Source organism: Actinopolyspora sabaoui (assembly GCF_051225635.1).
GTDB lineage: Bacteria > Actinomycetota > Actinomycetes > Mycobacteriales > Pseudonocardiaceae > Actinopolyspora.
In genome coordinates, this window is sequence record NZ_JBMIHH010000009.1 from 184,683 (window position 1) to 205,204 (window position 20,522).

Here is a 20,522-nt window from a genome sequence, read left to right on the forward strand (position 1 = left end):
CCGAAAACCAACGGGCACGCCCGATCGCCCGTCTACCGCTGGGAAGCAACATGCGACAGGACGAGCACGCGAGCACACGGCTCGGCGACACGCCGATCGCGATTGTCGGACTAGGCGCGCTGTACCCGCGTTCGGGAGACCTACGCGAATTCTGGAGCAACGTCGTCGAGGCACGGGACTGCATCGAGGAGGTTCCCGAGAGTCACTGGAGTATCGCCGATTACTACGATCCCGATCCGACCGCGCCGGACAAGACCTACAGCAAGCGCGGCGGATTCATCCCGACGGTGCCGTTCAACCCGATGGAGTTCGGGTTGCCACCCAACACGCTCGAAGTCACCGACGTGTTGCAGCTGCTTAGCCTGGTGGTGGCCAAGCAGACACTGCACGACGCCGGTGCCGCCGACATGTCCCGGGAGCACAAGGATCGGACCGGGGTCGTTCTCGGTATCACCGGGGCGAACTCGCTGACCCAACCGCTGGCGACGAGGCTACAGACCCCCGTCCTCAAGGAAGTGGTGCGTAGCTGCGGACTCGACGACACCGCCGCCGAGGAGATCGCGGACAAGTTCACCAAGGCGTTCGCGCCCTGGGAGGAGAACTCCTTTCCGGGAATGCTCGGCAATGTGGTCGCGGGGCGTATCACGAACCGTTTCGATCTGGGCGGAACCAACTGCACCATCGACGCCGCCTGTGCCAGCTCGCTCGCGGCCGTACGCATGGCCGTGGACGAGCTGGTCTCCGGGCGTGCGGACATGATGGTCACCGGTGGGTGCGACGCGGAGAACACCATCCTGATGTATCTGTGCTTCTCCAAGACGCCCGCACTGTCCAAGACCGACCACATCCGTCCGTTCGACGACTCCTCCGACGGCACGCTCATCGGCGAGGGCATGGGGATGCTCGCGCTGAAACGTCTCGACGACGCGGAGCGCGACGGGGACCGCATCTACAGTGTGCTGCGCGGGATCGGCTCCTCCAGTGACGGCCGGTTCAAGAGCATCTACGCCCCTCGCGAGGACGGGCAGGTCACCGCGCTGAACCGCGCCTATACCGACGCCGGGTTCGGTCCGGAGAAGGTCGGGCTGCTGGAGTGCCACGGCACCGGCACCGCGGTGGGGGACCTCACGGAGCTCACGGCGCTGGGCAGGCTCTTCTCCGGCGGTGAACGTTCCCAGTTCGCGGCCGTCGGCAGCGTCAAGTCCCAGATCGGCCACACCAAGGCCGCGGCCGGGGCGGCCGGACTGATCAAGACGTCGCTGGCGCTGCACCACAAGGTGCTGCCGCCCACCATCAACGTGGAAACCCCCCGTGCGGACGCCGATTTCGAGAACTCGCCGTTCTACGTCAGCGGCCGTACCCGCCCGTGGGTGTTGGAGCCCGAACGCGAACGCCGTCGTGCCGGGGTCTCCTCGTTCGGGTTCGGCGGGACCAATTTCCACTGCGTTCTCGAAGAGCACACTCCCGACGCGGACGATCTCGCGGTGCTTCACCCGGCCTGCCGGGTTCACTTCTGGCACGCCGCCTCGACCGCTGAACTCGCCGATTCGCTGCTGGAGGACGCGGCTCCGGACGATCCCGACGGGGAGATTCCGAGCACCGACGCCAGGGTGGCGATCGTCGCCCGAACCCAGGATGAGCTCGACGAGCTCCGGCAAGACGTGGCCGATAAGCTGTGCTCCGGTTCGCAAGGCGAGCCGGGGCCGTTGCCCAACGGTGTGCATTTCCGCTCGGAGGGCGGGGACCCCGGCAGAGTGGCGGCGTTGTTCGCCGGTCAGGGCAGCCAGTACGTCGGTATGGGGGAGCGGGCCGCGATCTGTCTTCCCCCCGTCCGTGCCGGGTTCGACGCCGCGAGCACGGCGGGGGACGCCGCCGCTCCGCTGAGTGGGGCGGTGTTCCCGCCGCCCGCCTTCGACAAGGCCACCGCCGAACGGCAGCAGGAGACGCTGCGGCGCACGGACAACGCGCAGCCCGCGATCGGTGCGTTGTCGGTGGGGCAGTACAACTACCTGCGGCACCTGGGATTCACCGCCGACGGCGCGATCGGGCACAGCTTCGGTGAGCTCACCGCCCTTTGGTGCGCGGGCAGCCTCTCGGAGGAGACGTTCCACCATCTCGCCCATCAGCGAGGCGGGGCCATGGCCGAGCGCGCCGACCCGGACGAGGACCCCGGAACGCTGGCCGCGATTCGGGTCGGGCGTGACCGGGTGGAGGAGCTGCTGGGTTCTCACCCCGATGTGACGTTGTGCAACGACAACAGTCACGATCAAGTCGTCGTCGGCGGGAAGACCGCCGCTGTCGAGGCCTTCGTCGAACGGTGCCGCACGGAGGGGATCGGGGCACAGCTGCTCCCCGTGGCCGCGGCCTTCCACACGTCCTGTGTGGAGCACGCCGTGGAACGCTTCCGCGAGACGGTCCTGAGCAGTGATGTCTCCGCACCCGGGATACCGGTCTACGCGAACACGCGTGGCGCCGAGTACGGCGAGGACGTCGACAGCAACCGCTCCGTGCTCGTGGACCAGTTGATCAACCCGGTCGACTTCCGTGAGCGGATCGAGCAGATGTACTCGCAAGGGTTCCGGACTTTCGTCGAGTTCGGCCCGAAATCCGTGCTCAGCGGTCTTGTGCGCTCCGTTCTCGCCGATCGCGCGGACGTCGTCGTGCTCAGCGCCGACGCCGGTCCGAACTCGGACTCCGACTACTCGCTCAAGCAGCTCGCGGCACGGCTCGCGGTGCTGGGCATCCCGTTGCGGGGTTTCAACGACTTCACCGCGCGGAGCGAACCCGCTCCGGCTCCCACCGGGATGAACATTCCGCTGAACGGTGTGAACCATGTTTCCGAACGGCGTCGGGCCGAGTACCGCGAGGCGCTGAACAACGGTTACCGGATAACGCCACCGACCGCTCAGGACCTCCCGCACGACCGGGACGTCCGGCCCGATGTCTCCCCCGTCGTCCGTGCCGAGCCCCAACAACTCGTCGCCCACTCGGCCGGTGACGACTCCGCGCGACCCGAACCGCTCGCGGAGCGGCCGGGCTCCGGCACCGCTTACCACGAACAGGGGAACGAAACCGTGTATCGCCAACCGCAAGGAGGAAGTGTCGGCATGCGAAACGATTCCGGTGGGACCGAAGGCTCGATCGGTTCGATGGCTTCCGACCATCTCTCGATGCACGGTGAGTATCTCAACAGTCAGCTCAGAATCGCCGAACGGCTCAGTGAGCTGCTCGGCGAGCGCGCTTCCGAGGGCGGTCCGGACCAGCACGTGGTGGACGGCATCAACGCCGTCACCAACCACAGCCTCGCCATCGGTCGCAGTCACGTGCACGCCAGCGAGGTGTTGCGCAGCTTCGCGCATCTCGCCGCTGGAGCCACACCGCAGGCACCGGTCGCCGACCCCGACGGTTCGTCCGTTACCGCTGTGGGGCCTTCGGAGCCGACTGATCCGCACGCCGGCTTCGCCCGACTCGGTGGCCCGGAAACGGCCGCTACGGAACGGCAGGCCCTTACCGCCTTCTCCGGTCCGGCGGTGAACGGCGACGGACCCGCGGTCAACGGCGCGGACGAGCGGAACGGTCGAGCCGTCGGCGAACCCCGTCCCGCCGTCGGGACGGCCGTGGCGGATAGCCCCGTGGTGGGGAGCCCCGTTCCGGAGGAGCCCGCCGCCGGTGTGTCCGCCGTTGAGGGTGTTTCGGAGGTTGTCTCGTCGGGTTTGGATGTCGGGACGGTGCGTGAGGCGTTGTTGGCGATCGTGTCCGACAAGACCGGTTATCCGAGCGACATGTTGGATTCGGGGATGCATGTCGAGGCGGATCTGGGGATCGACTCGATCAAGCGGGTGGAGATCATGGGTGCGCTGCGTGAGCGTTTTCCGGATGCGCCCGCTGTTTCTCCGGAGCGGTTGGCCGAGTTGAACACGCTCGACGACATCGTCGGTTTCCTGGCCGGAACCACCGAGGAGGTGGCCGAGGCCCTCCCAAAAGCGTGACGCCCGGGATCGGGCGCACCCATCCACACCTGGTCGCGCTGCCACCTCCAGCCGAGCTGATCGGCGCTTTCCGGCAACGACCGGTCGCGCTGCTGGCGGGTGAGGACTGCCCGCTGCGGCACGAGCTCGAAACCGCGCTGCGGCGGTACGGCTGGACAGTGCACCACGGCCAACAGCCGCCGGAGGATTCGGAGCTGGACGCGGTGATAGCCGTGTACGACCCCGCCTCCGACGACACCGAGCGGGCGCTGCGCGGGCTCGCGGACGCTCTCCTGCTGGCCAGGAACACGCAGGGGCCGCTCCGTGCGGGTGCCGAGGGACGTGGCGCGTTCCTCACCGTCACCAGGTTGGACGGCCGATTGGGCACCGGCGGCACGGCCGACCGCTCGAATGCCGTGCTCGGTGGACTTCCGGGGTTGGTCAAGACCCTCGACATCGAGGCTCCGGAACTGTTCTGCAGGAGCCTGGACATCTCGCCGCGGCTCGACGAGCGGGAGGCGGCTTCGGCGGTGCTCGCGGAACTGAACGCCGCCGAGGTCGGATCGCCACAGGTCGGGATCGACGAGGACGGCCGCTGGACGGTCCGACTCGGCGAACAACCCCCGGCCGCCGTGCGCTCCGAGATGAGCGAACCCGGCCCGGACGACCTGCTCGTGGTAACCGGCGGAGGGCGGGGAGTCACCGCGACGTGTGTCACCGAACTCGCACGCCTCCACCGCCCGGGACTGCTGTTGCTGGGGCGCACCCCGCTGGAGGAGGAGCCCGAGTGGGCCCGTTCCGCGCCGGACGAACGGCTGAAGGAAGCCGCGGCGGCCGACATCAGGAGTCGTGGTGACAAACCCACGCCCCGAGCAGTGGACGAATCCGCCAACCGGATACGTGCGCAGCGCGAGATCCGGGAGACGCTGGAAGAGCTTCGTGCCTCCGGTAGCAGGGCCGAGTATCTCGCGGTGGACGCCACCGACGCCGCCGAGACCGCTCGGGTGCTGCGTCCGCACGCCCAACGGATCACCGGGATCGTGCACGGGGCGGGAGTGTTGACAGACAGGCTGATCGCCGACAAGGACGAACGGGAAGTCCGCCGCGTACTGGACGCGAAACTGGTCGGCCTCGACAACCTGCTCGCCGCCGTCGAGCGGGACAGGCTGCGACACGTCGTGCTGTTCTCCTCGGTGGCCGGGTTCTTCGGCAACCGGGGGCAGTCCGACTACGCGATGGCCAACGAGGCGCTCAACCGCATCGCCTGGTCGTTGAAGCACGACTCCCCGGAGCTGGCCGTCACCTCCGTCAACTGGGGAGCGTGGGCGGGCGGCATGGTCACTCCCGAACTGGAACGAATGTTCGCCGAACGGGGCGTGCCACTGATTCAGCGGGAAACCGGTGCCGCGCTGTTCGCGGAACAGTTCTCCCCCGAACGCGGTGACGACACCGTTGTCGTCGTGGGGCCGAACACCCCGCTCTCCGAAGCGTCCCCGGCTCTTCCCGAGCGGGGCTTGACCGTGCGGCGAGGCCTCGAAGCGGTGGTTCACTCGCCAGTGATCACCGATCACGTCGTCGGGGACACACCGGTACTGCCCGCGACCGCCGCTCTCGGTGCGATGCTGCGGATCGGGCACGACCTGGGGATCGAGAGCGCACGGCCCCACGAGTTCAAGGTTTTCAAGGGCATCACGTTCGACGGTTCCGCACCGGGACACCTGGATTTCCGGGTGGAACCGGACGACTCCACCGATTACGTCGTCACGGCCCTGGATCCGCACGGCAGGCCCCGCTACCGGGTGAAACTGGACACCGGTCCGCCCACGTCGGGTGATGCCGTCCTGGACCCTGTGGACGTTTCCGCGCTTTCCGCCGCCGAGGTCTACGAGGACGGCACACTGTTCCACGGCCCGCTGTTGCGCGGTGTCGAGTGGATCGGGGGCGACGCGGACGAACTGGTGCTGCGCTGTCGGATGCGTGATCACGATCTCGCGCGGGGCGCCTGCGGGGCTCACGACTACAGTCCCGTGCTCGCCGATCTGTTGCTCCAGGCCGCACTGGTGCGTGTCCGGAAGCAGCACGGAGTGGCGAGTCTGCCCACCGGGATCGGTTCGGTCGAGCGGTTCTCCGAACTGCCCGACGACTCGGATTTCCTGATCACGGTGTCCCATGCCGAACAAGCGGCCGGTTGTTACCGCTGCACCGTCACGGCTGTCGAACCGGCCGGGCGTGTCCTGCTGCGATTCCGTGACGTGGAGCTGGTCACGAACGCGGAGCTCGAAGGGAAGTTCTCCCAGTGACGCGGAGCGATGCGATGTCCGGACAAGCCAATACCGGGCAGGAACTGGCCGTCGTCGGCACGGCCTGTCTGCTACCCGGTGCCAACACTCCCGAACAGTTCTGGCGAACGATCGCGTCCGGGTCGGACTTCCGGGTCGAGGGCGGCACCGAGACCTTCGGCACCGGCCCCGAGATTCCCGGCGGGTGGGGCGACGAGGAACACCGGATCACCACCACACGAGGCGGATTCGTCACCGAACCCGACATCGACCTCGACGGCCTGGGCATCCCGGAACAACGGCTGCGGGAGCTCGACGACGTGGTTCGCTGGCCGCTGCACACCGTGCGGGCCGCCCTCGCCGACGCCGGTATGGCGGAGGCTGACGAGCGGCTCGCACGCACCGGCCTGGTGCTCGGCAACTACTCGTTCCCCACCAAGTCCAGTGTGGAGCTCTGTGTGCCACTGGTGCGCTCGATGGTCGACGAGGGGATGCGCAGGGCCGATATTCCCGTGCCTGGCGGTGAACCCACCGGACACGGTGTGGCGGCGGAGAATCTGCGGCCCTCCGGGCTACCCGCCACCGTCGTCGGCTCGGCCTTCGGTCTCGGCGGCCCGACGCTGGCACTCGACGCGGCCTGCTCGTCCGCGCTCTACGGCGTTTCACTGGCCCGGGACTACCTCGGCACCGGAAAGGCCGACGTGATGCTGGCGGGTGCGGTCTGCGCTCCCGATCCGTTGCTGATCCATCTGTCGTTCTCCGACCTCGGCGCCTACCCCGAGGACGGCCGCAGCGTGCCGTTCGACGCCGGTTCCAACGGTATTCTTACCGGTCAGGGCGCCGGTATCCTGGTGCTCAAACGCCTGGCCGACGCCGAACGGGACGGCGACCGAATCCATGCCGTCGTCTCCTCGATCGGTCTGACCAACGACGGCGCGGGCAAGCACCTGCTGAGCCCGAGCGAAACCGGTCAGATCGGGGCCTACGAACACGCCTACCGCGACGTGTCGCCGGATTCGGTGGACTACATCGAGTGCCACGCCACCGGAACTCCACTGGGCGACGCCACCGAACTGCGTGGCATCTCGGCCTTCTTCGGGGAGCGCGTTCCGTGGCTCGGCTCGGTAAAGGGCAACATCGGGCACCTGCTCACGGTGGCGGGATTCAGCAGCATGCTCAAAGCGGTACTGATGCTGCGTGAGGGAGTCGTGCCGCCGTTGCCGGGACTCGACGAGGTCCGAACCCCCGAGGGGGGTGAGGGCGCCGCCGCCCGAGTGGTCCACGACGAGACCGGGAATCCCGCGGGGGCGACCGGGCCGAGTCGGATCGGCGTGTCGGCGTTCGGCTTCGGCGGTACCAACGCGCACCTGCTGCTCGACGCGCACGACGGTCGGTCGTCCACTTCGCCCGACCGCACGCAGCACGCCGAGGCCGTGACCGTGGTGGGGCTGGGAGCTCGGGCCGCTGCGGCCACCTCGCCGACCGAACTGCACCGCGCCTTGCACCACGGTGCGAACCTGCTGCGGGAGCTGCCCGAGCCACGCTGGTACGGCTCGGATGCGATCTCCGACTCCCCGGCCGCCGTGCCGGTGGAACAGGGCTACATGGCCTCCCTGGAGGTCGCCGCCTCGACCTATCGGATCCCACCCGCCGAACTGGGCCACTTCAATCCGCAGCACCTCGCGCTCTTCCAAGCGGCAGAGCAGGCACTGGACGAGGCGGGGCTGCACGCCCCCGGCCCCGGAACCAGCGCGACCGACCTGCCACCCCGGCGCGTCGCCGTGGTCGTGGCCATGGAAATGGACCCGCGCACCCACAGCCACCGGGCCCGGTTCGACATCGGAGCCCACGTCCGTGCCGAGTGCGCACGGGCGGGTGTCGATATCGGTGCGGACGAGATGGACTCGCTCGAAGCGGCCGTACGCGGTGCCGTGCACGACCGGATCGGTTCCAACGAGGTCCTCAGCTACATCGGCAACATCATGGCGAGCCGGATCTCGGCCTCGCGCAACCTCACCGGACCCTCGTTCACGGTCTCGTCGGACGAGACGGCCGGCGCCCGGGCGATCGAGGTCGCCCAGCTGCTGCTGTGCGACCCCTCGGTGGAAGGGGTCCTGGTGGGTGGGGTGGATCTCGCCGCCAGCGCGGAGAACACCGCGGCCGACGCCCGGTTGACGAACGAAGCGGGCGTCACCGCGCTACCCAACGGCGATGGTGCGGCGGCCGTGTTGCTGACCCGCGAGCGGCAGGCCGAGGAGTGGCCTCGTCGCTACGCGACGGTGGACGGGCTGCACTTGCGCACCGAGCGGCACCCCGGCGCGGATTCGGTGAGAGCGGGTGCCCGCGCGGCGCTGGCCGAGGCCGACATCGATCGGACCGAACTCGATTACGTGGAACTCGTCGGTTCCAGCACCGAGGAGCTGACCGGACTGATCAGCGGGATCGCCTCGCTCGTCCCACGGCCTTCCGACGGGGACCCCACGTGCGTGCTCGGCGAGTCGGCGAGCCTGACCGGGAACACGCGCAGCGCCGCTGTGCTGTTGTCGCTGGTGCGGGTGTGCGTGTCGATGTATCTCGCCGAACTTCCGGTAAGCAGCGCACGCGCAGTGGAAGCGGCCTCCGCCGTTTCGGACCTCGACTCGTCGGCGCTGTGCGTAAACACCGGCACCGAACCGTGGCTGCGTTCCGCCACCGACACCGACCGCAGGGCGATGCTCAGCGTCGTCGGCCGCACCGGAACGCTCGCCGGGACGGTGGCCCACCTGCTGCTGCGGGGCGCCGATGTTCGCAGCGACGAGGTGAGCATCGACTGGCAGCGGCGGGAGGAGGCGCTGATCCTGCCGATCACCGGTCGGGACGGTACCGAGCTCGCGCGACGGGCCGCCGTGCTCCGTGACGAACTCACCGCGAATCCGGCACGGCAGGTGATCCGATCGGCGATCGACGCCGCCGATCGGCGGGGCTACCGCGCGGTGCTGGTCGCCCGGAACGACAGCGAACTGGTCAAGGAGCTGACCGCGGCCGAACGGGACCTGCCGGACGTGATCACCACCGGAGGGGAGTGGGCAACCCCGGCCGGTAGCTACTGCACGGCCGATCCCATCGGAACCGGGAAGATCGCGTTCGTGTACCCGGGTGCCTTCACCGCCTATCCACGGGCGGGTGATGGCCTGTTCCGCCTGTTCCCGGGGCTGCTCGCCCGGTTCGAGAGCGGTTGTCGGCAACCGGGCCTGCGCTACAAACAGCGTGCGCTCTACCCCAGGGCGACCGGTGGTGTGGAGCGCGGGAAGTTGATGCGGCACGAGTCCGGGCTCATCGAGGACATCCCCACCATGCTCGCGCTGGGCACCAACCTGGCGGTGCTCCACACCCAGCTGCTGCGGGACGAGCTGGGGATCGTGCCGGACGGTGCGTTCGGCTACAGCCTCGGCGAGAGCAGCATGCTGTTCGCCACCGGTGTCTGGGCCGAGTCCTCCCGGGACGACAGCGCGTTGACAGCAACCCCGCTCTTCAGGGACCAGCTGCGCGGGCCGAAGCGGCTGATCCGGAGAACCTGGGGAATCGACGACGAGACCCCGGACAGCGCGGTGTGGACGACGCGGGTGCTGCTGACCGCCCCGACATCGGTGCGCGCGGGCATGCACGGCCTCGACCGAGTGTTCCTCACCCACGTCAACACCCCGACCGAAGTGGTCGTCGCAGGTGCTCCGGAGCAGTGCGAGCGGTTGATCGAACGGCTCGGCTGCCAAGCGGCCAGGGCACCTGCCAACCACGTCATGCACAACTCGCTCGTGGACCCGGTGCTCTCGGAGCTCGCCGATCTGAATCGCTATCCGATGGGGGACGGTCCTGCTCCCGGAACGGAGCTGTTGTCCGGTTACACCGGCGGGCCGAGCGAGGTGTCCGATCCGGACGAGATCGCCTGGCGCATCGCGCGGACCCTGCGCGACACGGTCGACTTCGCCGCGCTGACCGAAACCGCACACGAACGGGGATACCGCTACTTCGTGGAGATGGGGCCAGCCGCGACCTGCACCAGGTGGATCGGCGAGACCCTGCGCGAGAAGCGCCACCTCGCCGTACCGATCGACAACCGGGGTAAGCAGGTCGGTGCTTCCGTGGCGAGGCTGCTGGCCCGACTCCACTCGCACGGCGTCGACATCGATCTGGCGAGGTTGTACCCGGCGGAGTCCGCGGAATCCGCGCGCGACGCCCTCACCGTAAGCGCGACCTGCGGCGGCGAATCGATCGTCGACCGGGTCGCCACCGCCTGCGCGGCGGTGCGTTCCGAGTCGAGCACGTGGAGGTACGGCATGTCCCCGGCGGCGGATTCCCCTTCGGGCACCGCGGGCACCGGAGCCATCGGCGGTGACGCGATAACCGAGGCCCCCTCACCAACCCGGTCACCCTCGCTGTCCACCGGTGCCGAGGACGTGCTCTTCGAGGGCGACGGTTCGGACGGCAACGCGATTCTCGTGGAGGGTGAGCCGTTCGTGTATCCACCGGCGATACGGGAGCAACTGTCGAACGCGCGGACCCGACCCGTGCCGGACACACCCGCTGCCGTGGCGCCCGCCTCTTCGTCCCGGCCCGGAGAACCTCGTCCTCCCGCGAGTCCTGAGCGGACGGGTCAGCGTGCCGCCGCGGATGTCCCGGCGAGTCACATGAGTCTGCTGTCGCGGCAGATCGCCGAAGCGCACCGTGCCGCACTACGTGCCCAGGACGCGTTGTTGTGGGAGACGATGCGGCAGCTGGAGCCGGACACGCCCCCGCCCGCCGTCGACGACGGCGCCGAGCGGAGCTTCCACACCGGTGCGGTCGCCCGGACCGGACCGAGCGCGCCCACCCCCGTGCCGACCGCTCCCGACCGCGGCGGAGCTCCCGAGACGTCCCCCACCGTCGACAAGCCGATCCTGGACGAACGCGACCTGCTCGAATTCGCGGGCGGTTCCGTCGGCGAGGTGTTCGGTTCGCGATTCGCCGAGATCGACGCCTACCCGCGGCGTGTCCGGCTGCCCGAACCGCCCTACCTGTTCGTCAGCCGGGTCACGGAGCTGGCGGGCCGGACGGGGGTGTTCGAGCCGTCCTCCATCACCACCGAGTACGACATCCCGCACGACGCCTGGTTCGCGGTGGACGGGTTGACCCCCTGCGCGGTGACGATCGAGGCGGGGCAGTGCGATCTCCTGCTGATCAGCTACCTGGGCATCGACTTCCACAACCGGGGAGAACGGGTTTACCGGCTGTTGGACAGCCGACTGGTCTTCCACGGTCCGCTGCCACGCGCGGGCCAGACGTTGCGCTATCGGATCAACATCGATCGTTTCGTCTGGAACGACGGTTCGCTGTTGTTCTTCTTCAACTACCGCTGCTATGCCGACGACGAGCTGATCCTCGAACTGCTCGATGCCTGCGCAGGCTTTTTCACCAAGACCGAGCTGGACAACTCCATCGGTGTGGTGACCGGCGAGTCCGACCGACGGCGGCGTGCCGAGTTCACCGAGTCCTGGTTCAAACCGTTGGCCCGGACCCCGCGCACGGAGCTGTCCGACGCGGATCTTCGGCTGTTGACCGAGGGCAGGCGCGGCGAGGTGTTCGGCCCCGAGTGGGACCAGCACGCCGACGGCTGCAACCCCTCACTGCGGCTACCGGACGAGATGCTGCGGATGATCGACGAGATCCCGCTGATCGACCGTCTCGGCGGGCCGCGGTCCCTCGGAGAACTGACCGCCGTCAAGAACCTGGAGCCCGACGGCTGGTACTTCCGCTGCCACTTCACCGGTGACCCCGTGCTCGCGGGATCCATGGTGGCCGAAGGCGCGGTCCAGCTGTTGCAGACCTACAGCTTGTACCTGGGTATGCACCTCGTCTTCCCGGATGCCGAGTTCCAGTCGGTGCCCGGGTTGGAGACCGAGGTCAAGGTGCGGGGACAGATCACACCGGAGACCTCGCGAATCCGGTACCACGCCGAGATCACCGAGTTGTCCATGCTGCCGCGCCCCACCGTGATCGCCGACATCGTGGTCTACGACGGGGAGAAACCGATCATCAGCATGCGCGACTTCGGTATCCAGGTCCGCGAGAAGCCCGGCACGCCCTATCGCCCCGAGCGAGGTGGTGTTCCCGAGTTCCTGGGCAGGCGCAATCATCGCGGTGAGGCGGCTTTCATCAACGAACTGCATCTCGCGCACGCTGCCAAGGGCGATCTGGCCACCGCGATGGGCACCGAGTTCGAGATCTACGACAACCGCCGCGCGCCGCACATCCCCAACGGCGATTTCCAGTTCGTGGACAGGATCATGCGGCTGGACGGCACTCGGGGAGAGCTCACACCCGGCTCGACCATGGCCACCGAGTACGACAGCCCGCCCGAAGCCTGGTACTACCGGGACAACTCGCGTGCCGCGATGCCGAACTGCGTGTTCATGGAGACATCGCTGCAGGCGGCGATCCTGCTGGGGTACTACATCGGCGCCACGCTGGAGACACCGGAAGACGAGCTGTCCATCCGGAACCTGGACGGCAACGCCCGACTGGTCACCGACATGGACCTCCGGGGCAGGACCATCCGGCACGAGTCCGAACTGCTGTCGCACCAGACCGTGACCGGAGCGACGTTGCAGAACTTCGGCTATCGGCTCTACGCCGACGACGTACTCGTCTACGAGGGCGAGTCGCTCTTCGGGTATTTCACCGCCGACGCGCTGTCGCAGCAGGTCGGTCTCGACGCCGGTCGCTACGTTCCACCCTGGTTGGACGAACAGCAGGGGAGCCGGGTCCGCACATTGCCGGTCCGAGCACGTGACGAGTGGTTCCGGCCGGACCCCGAGAGCGGGTTGCGACTGGACGACGGGCACCTGCGGCTGGTCGACGAGGTGGACGTGGTCGACGGCGGAGGACGGTTCGGGGAGGGATACCTGCGCGGCCGTCGCGTGATCGACCCGGACGACTGGTACTTCAGCTGTCATTTTCACCGCGACCCGGTCATGCCCGGTTCGTTGGGCGTGGAAGCCGTGATCCAGGCCCTGCAGCTCCACGTCATCGATTCCGGACTCGCCTCCGGCATGTCGGGGGCCTACTTCGCCATCCCCACCGACGTGGCGATGAGCTGGAAATATCGCGGACAGATTCTCCGCGGCGACCGCGAGATGACCTTCGATCTGCACGTCAAACGGGTGCACCGGGAGAACGGGAGGTTGCTGGTGATCGCCGACGCGAACGTGTGGAAACCCGGACTGCGCATCTACGAACTGCATGACGTGGCCGTCGAGGTCCGTGCCGAATCCGCCGCCGAGCACTCGAATACCGAGAGGTGATCGCAGTGACCGTCACCGAACCGACACTCCGGTCCGGCCCTCGGGCCGATCCGGCAGGAATCAACGCCGTACTCGGCGAACTCGACAAACCGTGCTACGTGATCCGCACTCACGAGGGCCCCGCGGTGTGCGACGAGCCCGTGGCCGACGATTCCCGGATCGTGGCCGCCATCGGCCCACTGCCCGCCGAGCGGCTGGGGTCGCCGCGTTTCCGTGCCGACCACGGTGTCCGATACGCCTACGTCGGTGGAGCGATGGCGGGCGGCATCGCACAGGAGGACTTCGTCATCGCCCTCGCCCGTGCGGGGTTCCTCGGCTCGTTCGGGGCGGCCGGTCTGCTGCCCGATCGGATCGAACGCGCGCTGCGGCGGTTCGCCGCGGAGATTCCGGGACTTCCCTACGCGGTCAACCTGATCCACAGTCCCAGTGAGGAAGCACTCGAACGGCAAACCGTCGAGCTGCTGCTCCGGCACGGGGTGCGTCGCGTGGAGGCCTCGGCCTTCATGGAACTGACCGAGCACATCGTGCGGTACCGGGTCGCCGGGCTCTCCGCGAACCAACGTGGGGAACCGCTGATCGCCAACAGGGTGATCGCGAAGGTTTCGCGTACCGAAGTCGCCGAGCGCTTCATGCGTCCCCCGCCCGTCGAGCTGGTGCGGCGGCTGCTCAACGAGGGGACGATCACCCGGCAGCAGGCAGAGTTGGCGGCGAGCGTGCCGATGGCCGACGACATCACGGTGGAGGCCGATTCGGGCGGTCACACCGACCGTCGTCCGATGACCGCGCTGTTCCCGGCGGTGGTACGCACCAGGGAGACCGTGGCGAGCGAGTTCGCGCCCGCGGCGCGGCTGCGGATCGGCGCGGCAGGCGGGATCGGCACCCCACACGCCGCCGCGGCCGCGTTCGCGCTCGGTGCCGACTACGTGGTGACCGGCTCGGTGAACCAGTCCTGTGTGGAGGCCGGAACCTCGGAGTCCGCGAAGGAACTGCTCGCCAAGGCGGGAGTGGCCGACTGCGAGATGGCTCCCGCCGCGGACATGTTCGAACTGGGCGTCGAATTGCAGGTGCTGCGCAAGGGAACGCTCTTTCCGATGCGGGCGAAACGGCTGTTCGAGCTGTACCGCTCGTACACCGGCATCGAATCGCTGTCCGCCGAGGACAGGGAAAAGCTGGAGAAGCAGATCCTGCGTAAACCGGTGGCCGAGGTCTGGGAGGAGGTGACCGAGTACTTCGAGCGCAGGGATCCCGAGCAGCTGCGCCGTGCCGAACAGGATCCCAAGCGCAGGATGGCGCTGATCTTCCGCTGGTATCTCGGCATGGCCTCGCGCTGGGCCTCGGTCGGTGACGACACCCGCACACCCGACTACCAGATCTGGTGCGGCCCCGCGATGGGCGCCTTCAACGACTGGGTGGCCGACACCTATCTGGCCGATCCCGGCAACCGGCGCGTCGCCGACGTGGCCGGACACATCATGCGAGGTGCCTGCCTGGTCGGCCGCGCCAATCAGCTCCGGCAGGCGGGTGTCCATCTCCCCGCGTCCTGCTCCGACTACCGCCCCCGCCGACCCGTCCACGCGGAGGAACGATGACTGTCCTCGCACCTTCGTCCGAGACGGCCGGACGCTACGCGGGAGCGAGCGCGCTGGACCACGCGCTGGGTGATCCGAGCGACCCGGGGAATCCTTACGGGTTCGCGGCCATGGTCGCCCGCGACCGGGACGCCGCTTTCCCGGAGGCCTTCCGGGAGCGAGTGGGACCCGAACTGCGATTGAGCTTCGTGCCGACCGCACACGGCGGCACGATGGTGGGACTGGACGAGACGCTGCTGCGTGTACGCCTCGCGGCCCGTCGCGATCTGACCGTCATGCCCGCCACGATGTTCAGCGTCACCGCGACGTGCTGCGTGCTCATCGCGGGCTCCGAACGGCAACGGGCCGAAGCGGTCGACCTGCTCGCACGTGGGGAATCCATCGGGTTCGCGCTGTCCGAACCGGAGCACGGCAGCGACCTGCTCAACAACGAGTGCGCCATGACTCCGGTCGACGACGAGCGGTTCCTGGTCGAGGGCTCCAAATGGCTGGTCGGGCTGGGGCAGCGCTGCACGGCGTTGTTGCTGGTCGCGCGTACCGGCGGTCGCGGTCCCGCCGCGTTCTCCGCCGCGCTGCTCCGGGACCGGCCGGTGAGTTCCGCCCGTAGCTCCGTGCCGCGGCACACCGCTGCCATGCGCGGGGTGGATTTCGCGGATTTCGAGTTCCGCGATACCGAAGTGCCCGGTACCGCACTGGTCGGCGAACGTGGTCGCGGTATGGAAACCGCGATGAAGGCGATGCAGCTCGTCCGGGCGCTGAGCACCGGGGCCAACCTGGCGGCTTCGGACACCGCGTTACGTCTGACCACCGGTTTCGCCGCCGAACACGAGGTCGCCGGGCGCCGCCTGCTGGAGCAGCCCCATCCGAGGCGGGAACTCGCGACCGCTGCCGCCGCCGTGTTCGCCGCCGACGTCGTGGCCGTCACCTGCGCGCGCGGTGTGCACGCACTGCCCGGGACGCAGAGTGTCTGGTCCAGTGTCGCCAAGGCGGTGCTGACCGACTGCAGCGAGGAGGCCTTCGCCAGATGCGCCAACGTTCTCGGCAGCCGCGGTCTGCTCGGTGACGGCGAGTACGCGCCGTTCGACGTGGCCCGTCGGGACAACGCGGTCGTGCGATTCATCGACACCAGTCCGGTGGCGAACCTGCGGCTGGTGGCGATGCAGCTCGGCCAGCTCTCCGCCACGACCATGGCCCGGTGCGAGACGGACGAGCGGTGGCTCACCGACCCGGCGCTGCGAGCCGCCTTCGAACTGGGTGCCGACCTGCCGGAGCTGTCGTTCGACGAGCTGCAACTCGGTGTGCGCGGTCACGATCCGGTGTGGGCGGCACTGCCGACGGTCGCCGAGGCCTGTGCCGTGGTGGACACCGAGGCGACCGTGACGGAGCGGTTGCGCGAGCTGAGCACCGCCCAGGAGCTGCTGCACCGCGACATCGAGCACCTCCGCGCCACGGCAGGCAGTGAGTTCGGCAGCGCACCGGAGCTGATCGACCTGGCGGAACGCTACTGCAGGCTGCACGCCGCCGCCTGCTGCGTACACACCTGGTGGTTCAACCGGGCGACGGCGCTGTTCGGTACCCCCGCGGCGGACAAGGGATGGCTGCGGGCCGTCCTCGGCTTTCTGCTCGACCGTGCCGAGGGGCGGAACAACCGCGTGGACCGGCAGGACGCGGCGGAACTCGGAACCACCGTCGCCGAGCTGCACCGCACGGGGCGACTGTTCTCCGCCGTGGCCCTGCCACTCGCGGAATCCGGGGAGGAGCCCTCATGACCGTCGAGAACATGATCGAACTGGCCGGGAGTCTGGAAGCCCATCTCGGTGACCCGCACGACGACACCAGCAGGATTCCGTTCAGTCGGATACTCGACCTCGACGAACGCGAACAGGTCCCGCACGAGCCGTTGAACGTGTTGTGGCGTTGGAACGTGCACGAGTACTGCCTGCCCGACTACTGGGGCGGCAGGGCCGGAGACGTCGAGATCGGTTTCAACCTGCTCCGGCTGATCGCCAGGCGTGATCCGAGCACCGCCACGGCGCTGATGGTCACACAGCTGGCTTTCATGCCCGCCTGGATCGCCGCCACCGAGAGCCAGGGGGCGCATTACGTCTCCGCCATCAGGCAGGGAACCCGGATGGCCTGGGCACTGTCCGAACGTGACCACGGAAGTGACATCACCGCCAACGAGACGCGGGCCGAGAAGGTTCCAGGCGGTTATCTGCTCACCGGAGAGAAGAACCTCATCGGCAACGCGACGATCGCCGACGTCGTGACCGTGCAGGCCCGCACCGACGAACGCGGCGGCCCGGCGGGTTGGTCCGTGTTCGCGGTGGACAAACGACAGTGCCCCGCGGGGTCGATCGTGGAGCTGCCGGGGGAACGACTGCACGGACTGCGGGCGATGGACATCAGCGGAGTCCGGTTCGAGGGGGTGTTCGTTCCCGAACACCACCGGCTCGGTGGTGAGGGGCAGGGGCTGGAGATCACGCTCCAGAGCGCCCAGGTCGCGCGCACGGTGATCAGTGGCCTGGCGCTCGGTGCCGCCGACACGGCGCTGCGCGTGACCATGGACTTCGTCACCCGACGCGAGATCTTCGGCAGTCGGGTGGTCGACATTCCCTACACCAGACGCCAGCTCGCGGAGTGCTTCGCCGACCTGCTGCTGGCGGAATCGGTCAGCACCGGGGCCGTGCGCGGACTGCAGGCCAATCCCACCCAGACCAGCGTCTTCTCCTCCGCGGTCAAGTACTTCGTGCCCACCCTGCTGGAACGGACCATGGCACAACTGTCCACGGTGCTCGGTGCCCGGCTTTACCTGCGGGGGAACCGACACTTCGGCATCTACCAGAAGATGCTCCGCGACGTGCTGGCGGCCACGTTCGTGGACGGCAACACCGTGGTGAATCTGAAGAACATCGCGGTGCAACTCGGCGCTTCGAGGTCGGACGAACCGACCGATCCCGCCGCGCTGGAGCGCACGCGTACCGTCTTCGACATCGATCGGTCGCTCCCCACCTGGGAACCGAGCAAGCAGTCACTGTTCGGCCGCGGACGCGACGACACGGTCGACACGCTACCGAACGGCATCGCCGGACTCCGCGAGATCGCGGCGCGGTCCGATTCCCCGCAGCGGGAATGGTTCGAACGTGCCGCCGAGGTGGGTGACCGCCTGCTGGCGGAACTCGGACGTCTCCGAGCCGAGTGCGCCGAGCTGCGCGAGACGATGGGCAAGTCCTACGGCTCCTCGGCGGAGGTCTACCGGCTGGCCGAGCAGTACTGCGCGATCAACGCTGGTGCGGCGGCGATTCACCTGACGGTTCACTCCTTCGACTCGATTCCCGGGGAACTGCCGGACGGGGCGCTGCTGCTGCTCGTGCTGGAACGTTCCTGGCGGCACTTCCGGCCGCACGAACCGGTCACCGATGTCGAGGTGATCGACCGCGTGATGGGGATTCTCGGCGACATGCACCAACGACACAGGTTGTTCTCGCACTGGCAGTTCCCCGTCGAGGCGTCGGACGGAACCGACTAGCGCGAGTACACCACGACGATCCGTCACCACGTCCCCGGCGATGCGACCAGGAGAACTCCCGGTTCGCGGCCGAACCCCTCGAGCCGGCGATCCGGAGGACATTCGAGGAGAACCGATGACAATCACCGAGAGCACTTCGTCGGGAACCGAGGGCGAAGTGCGCTGGACACACTGTCCGTCCTGCGAAAGCATGATCTATCTACGCAGGCTGTGGCGGCACGGCAACGTTTGTCCGGAGTGCTCGCACCACCTGCGCCTGACGATCTCCGACCGGTTCGCGATGCTGCTGGACGCGGACTCCTACCAACCCTTCGACACCGAGCTTACGGCCCGCGACGTGCTGTCGTTCAGTGACACCCGGCCCTATGAGGAACGGCTGGCGAAAGCACGCGAGAACACCGGGGCCGCCGAGGCGGTTCGCTGGGGGCTCGGCCGGATTCAGGGTGATCCCCTCGTCGTGGCGGGACTGGACTTCGCCTTCCTGGGCGGAAGCATCGGCGGGGTCACCGGTGAGCTGCTGGCCCGGGCCGCGCGAACCGCGCACGATCAAGGAACGCCGCTGCTGCTGATCACGGCCTCCGGCGGCGCCAGGATGCAGGAAGGTGTCGTGGCGCTGGCCCAGTTGGCCAAAACCAGCCAGGAGATCGGACGGCTGCGTGAGGCCGGTGTGCTCGTGCTCAACCTCAACACCGACCCCACCTACGGTGGGGCCACGGCCTCCTTCGCCACGCTGGGGGACGTGGTGCTGGCCGAACCGGGTGCCCGGATCGGATTCGCGGGCAAGAACGTCATCCAGCAGACGATCCGCACCGAGCTTCCCCCGAACTTCCAGACGGCCGAGTTCTTGGAACGCAACGGGATGTGTGATCTGGTCGTTCCCAGGGAGGAACTACGGTCGACCCTGGCCAGGTTGCTCGCGTCGCACCGGAACGATCCCGAATCGGACGAACCCGTGCCGAGCGGTGGCATCGTCACCGATCCGGAGCGGCTGCCGAACCGCGAGCCCGCCGAGGTGGTGGCGGCAGCGCGCGACATCGGCAGACCGACCACATTGGACTACTGCGGCCTGGTGTTCGACGAATTCGTCGAGTTGCACGGTGACCGGCTCGGTGCCGACGATCCCGCCGTGATCGGCGGCGTCGCCAAGCTCGCCGGGCGGCCCGTGGTCGTTCTGGGGCACCAGAAGGGGCACACCACCACCGAGCTGATCGAGCGCGACTTCGGGATGCCGCAACCGAGTGGCTACCACAAGGCCCGGCGCATGATGGATCACGCCCAGCGGCACGGAATGCCGCTGGTGACATTCGTGGACACACCCGGTGCCTATCCGGGGGTCGAGGCGGAACGAGAAGGTCAGGGGACCGCCATCGCCGAAGCGATCCTTCGGATGTCGCGTCTGAGCGTGCCCACCGTCGTGTTGGTCACCGGCGAAGGGGGCAGCGGTGGAGCGTTGGCACTGGGCGTGGGCAACCGGATGCTGATGCTCGAAAGAACCTACTTCTCGGTGATCAGCCCGGAGGGGTGTTCGACCATTCTGTTCGGATCCGCCGAGCACGCGGCCACCGCGGCCGAGTCGCTGCGGATCACCGCTCCGGACCTCGTACGGCTGGGCGTGATGGACGGCGTGGTAGCCGAACCCCCGGGGGGAGCCCAGGCCGATCACGTGGGCACCGCGTCCAACGTCCGTGCTGCCCTGCTGGAAACGTTGCGGGAGCTCGCCGAGTACACACCCGACGAATTGTTGGAGCAGCGGCGAGCTCGGATCGCGGCGATCGGCGAGCCGCGTACGCAACCCGGTGTCTGACCAGCGCTCCGGCGTCCGACCAACGTTCCGGCGTCCG

7 protein-coding genes are annotated in these 20,522 nt (G+C 68.3%); all 7 read left to right on the forward strand.

Annotated elements, in window-relative coordinates; genetic code table 11:
* Nucleotides 1–50 precede the first annotated feature (50 nt).
* The 7 genes from ACOQFL_RS17740 (at nucleotide 51) to accA (ending at nucleotide 20,485) form a co-directional block, all read left to right on the forward strand.
* Nucleotides 51–3,989 carry a beta-ketoacyl synthase N-terminal-like domain-containing protein gene (locus ACOQFL_RS17740; RefSeq protein ID WP_435545302.1) on the forward strand — a complete coding sequence of 1,313 codons (3,939 nt, stop codon included), beginning with the start codon at nucleotides 51–53 and terminating at the stop codon, nucleotides 3,987–3,989.
* A complete protein-coding gene (locus ACOQFL_RS17745; protein ID WP_435545303.1) occupies nucleotides 3,986–6,268 on the forward strand; it encodes an SDR family NAD(P)-dependent oxidoreductase in 2,283 nt (760 codons plus the stop codon). The genes ACOQFL_RS17740 and ACOQFL_RS17745 overlap by 4 nt, the downstream gene beginning before the upstream one ends.
* 14 nt (nucleotides 6,269–6,282) lie before the next feature.
* On the forward strand, nucleotides 6,283–13,563 hold the full coding sequence (locus ACOQFL_RS17750) for a beta-ketoacyl synthase N-terminal-like domain-containing protein (protein WP_435545304.1): 7,281 nt from the start codon (nucleotides 6,283–6,285) through the stop codon (nucleotides 13,561–13,563).
* Between the two features lie 5 nt (nucleotides 13,564–13,568).
* Nucleotides 13,569–15,152, forward strand: coding sequence for a PfaD family polyunsaturated fatty acid/polyketide biosynthesis protein (locus tag ACOQFL_RS17755; protein ID WP_435545305.1), 1,584 nt, complete (start codon nucleotides 13,569–13,571; stop codon nucleotides 15,150–15,152).
* The gene (locus ACOQFL_RS17760; protein WP_435545306.1) at nucleotides 15,149–16,921 is read left to right on the forward strand and encodes an acyl-CoA dehydrogenase family protein; all 1,773 of its coding nucleotides are present in this window, start codon (nucleotides 15,149–15,151) and stop codon (nucleotides 16,919–16,921) included. The genes ACOQFL_RS17755 and ACOQFL_RS17760 overlap by 4 nt, the downstream gene beginning before the upstream one ends.
* Entirely contained in the window at nucleotides 16,918–18,681 is a 1,764-nt protein-coding gene (locus ACOQFL_RS17765) for an acyl-CoA dehydrogenase family protein (RefSeq protein ID WP_435545307.1), read from the forward strand. Before ACOQFL_RS17760 ends, ACOQFL_RS17765 begins: the two co-directional genes overlap by 4 nt.
* 115 nt (nucleotides 18,682–18,796) lie before the next feature.
* Complete coding sequence (gene accA / locus ACOQFL_RS17770) at nucleotides 18,797–20,485, forward strand: acetyl-CoA carboxylase carboxyl transferase subunit alpha (protein WP_435545308.1); 1,689 nt, start codon at nucleotides 18,797–18,799, stop codon at nucleotides 20,483–20,485.
* Nucleotides 20,486–20,522 lie beyond the last annotated feature (37 nt).

What these genes read in the sequence shown, in the direction of transcription:
- ACOQFL_RS17760 (WP_435545306.1), top strand. Translation starts at nt 15,149, where the DNA reads ATGACTGTCCTCGCACCTTCGTCCGAGACGGCCGGACGCTACGCGGGA.
- ACOQFL_RS17750 (WP_435545304.1), top strand. Translation starts at nt 6,283, where the DNA reads ATGTCCGGACAAGCCAATACCGGGCAGGAACTGGCCGTCGTCGGCACG.
- ACOQFL_RS17765 (WP_435545307.1), top strand. Translation starts at nt 16,918, where the DNA reads ATGACCGTCGAGAACATGATCGAACTGGCCGGGAGTCTGGAAGCCCAT.
- accA (WP_435545308.1), top strand. Translation starts at nt 18,797, where the DNA reads ATGACAATCACCGAGAGCACTTCGTCGGGAACCGAGGGCGAAGTGCGC.
- ACOQFL_RS17740 (WP_435545302.1), top strand. Translation starts at nt 51, where the DNA reads ATGCGACAGGACGAGCACGCGAGCACACGGCTCGGCGACACGCCGATC.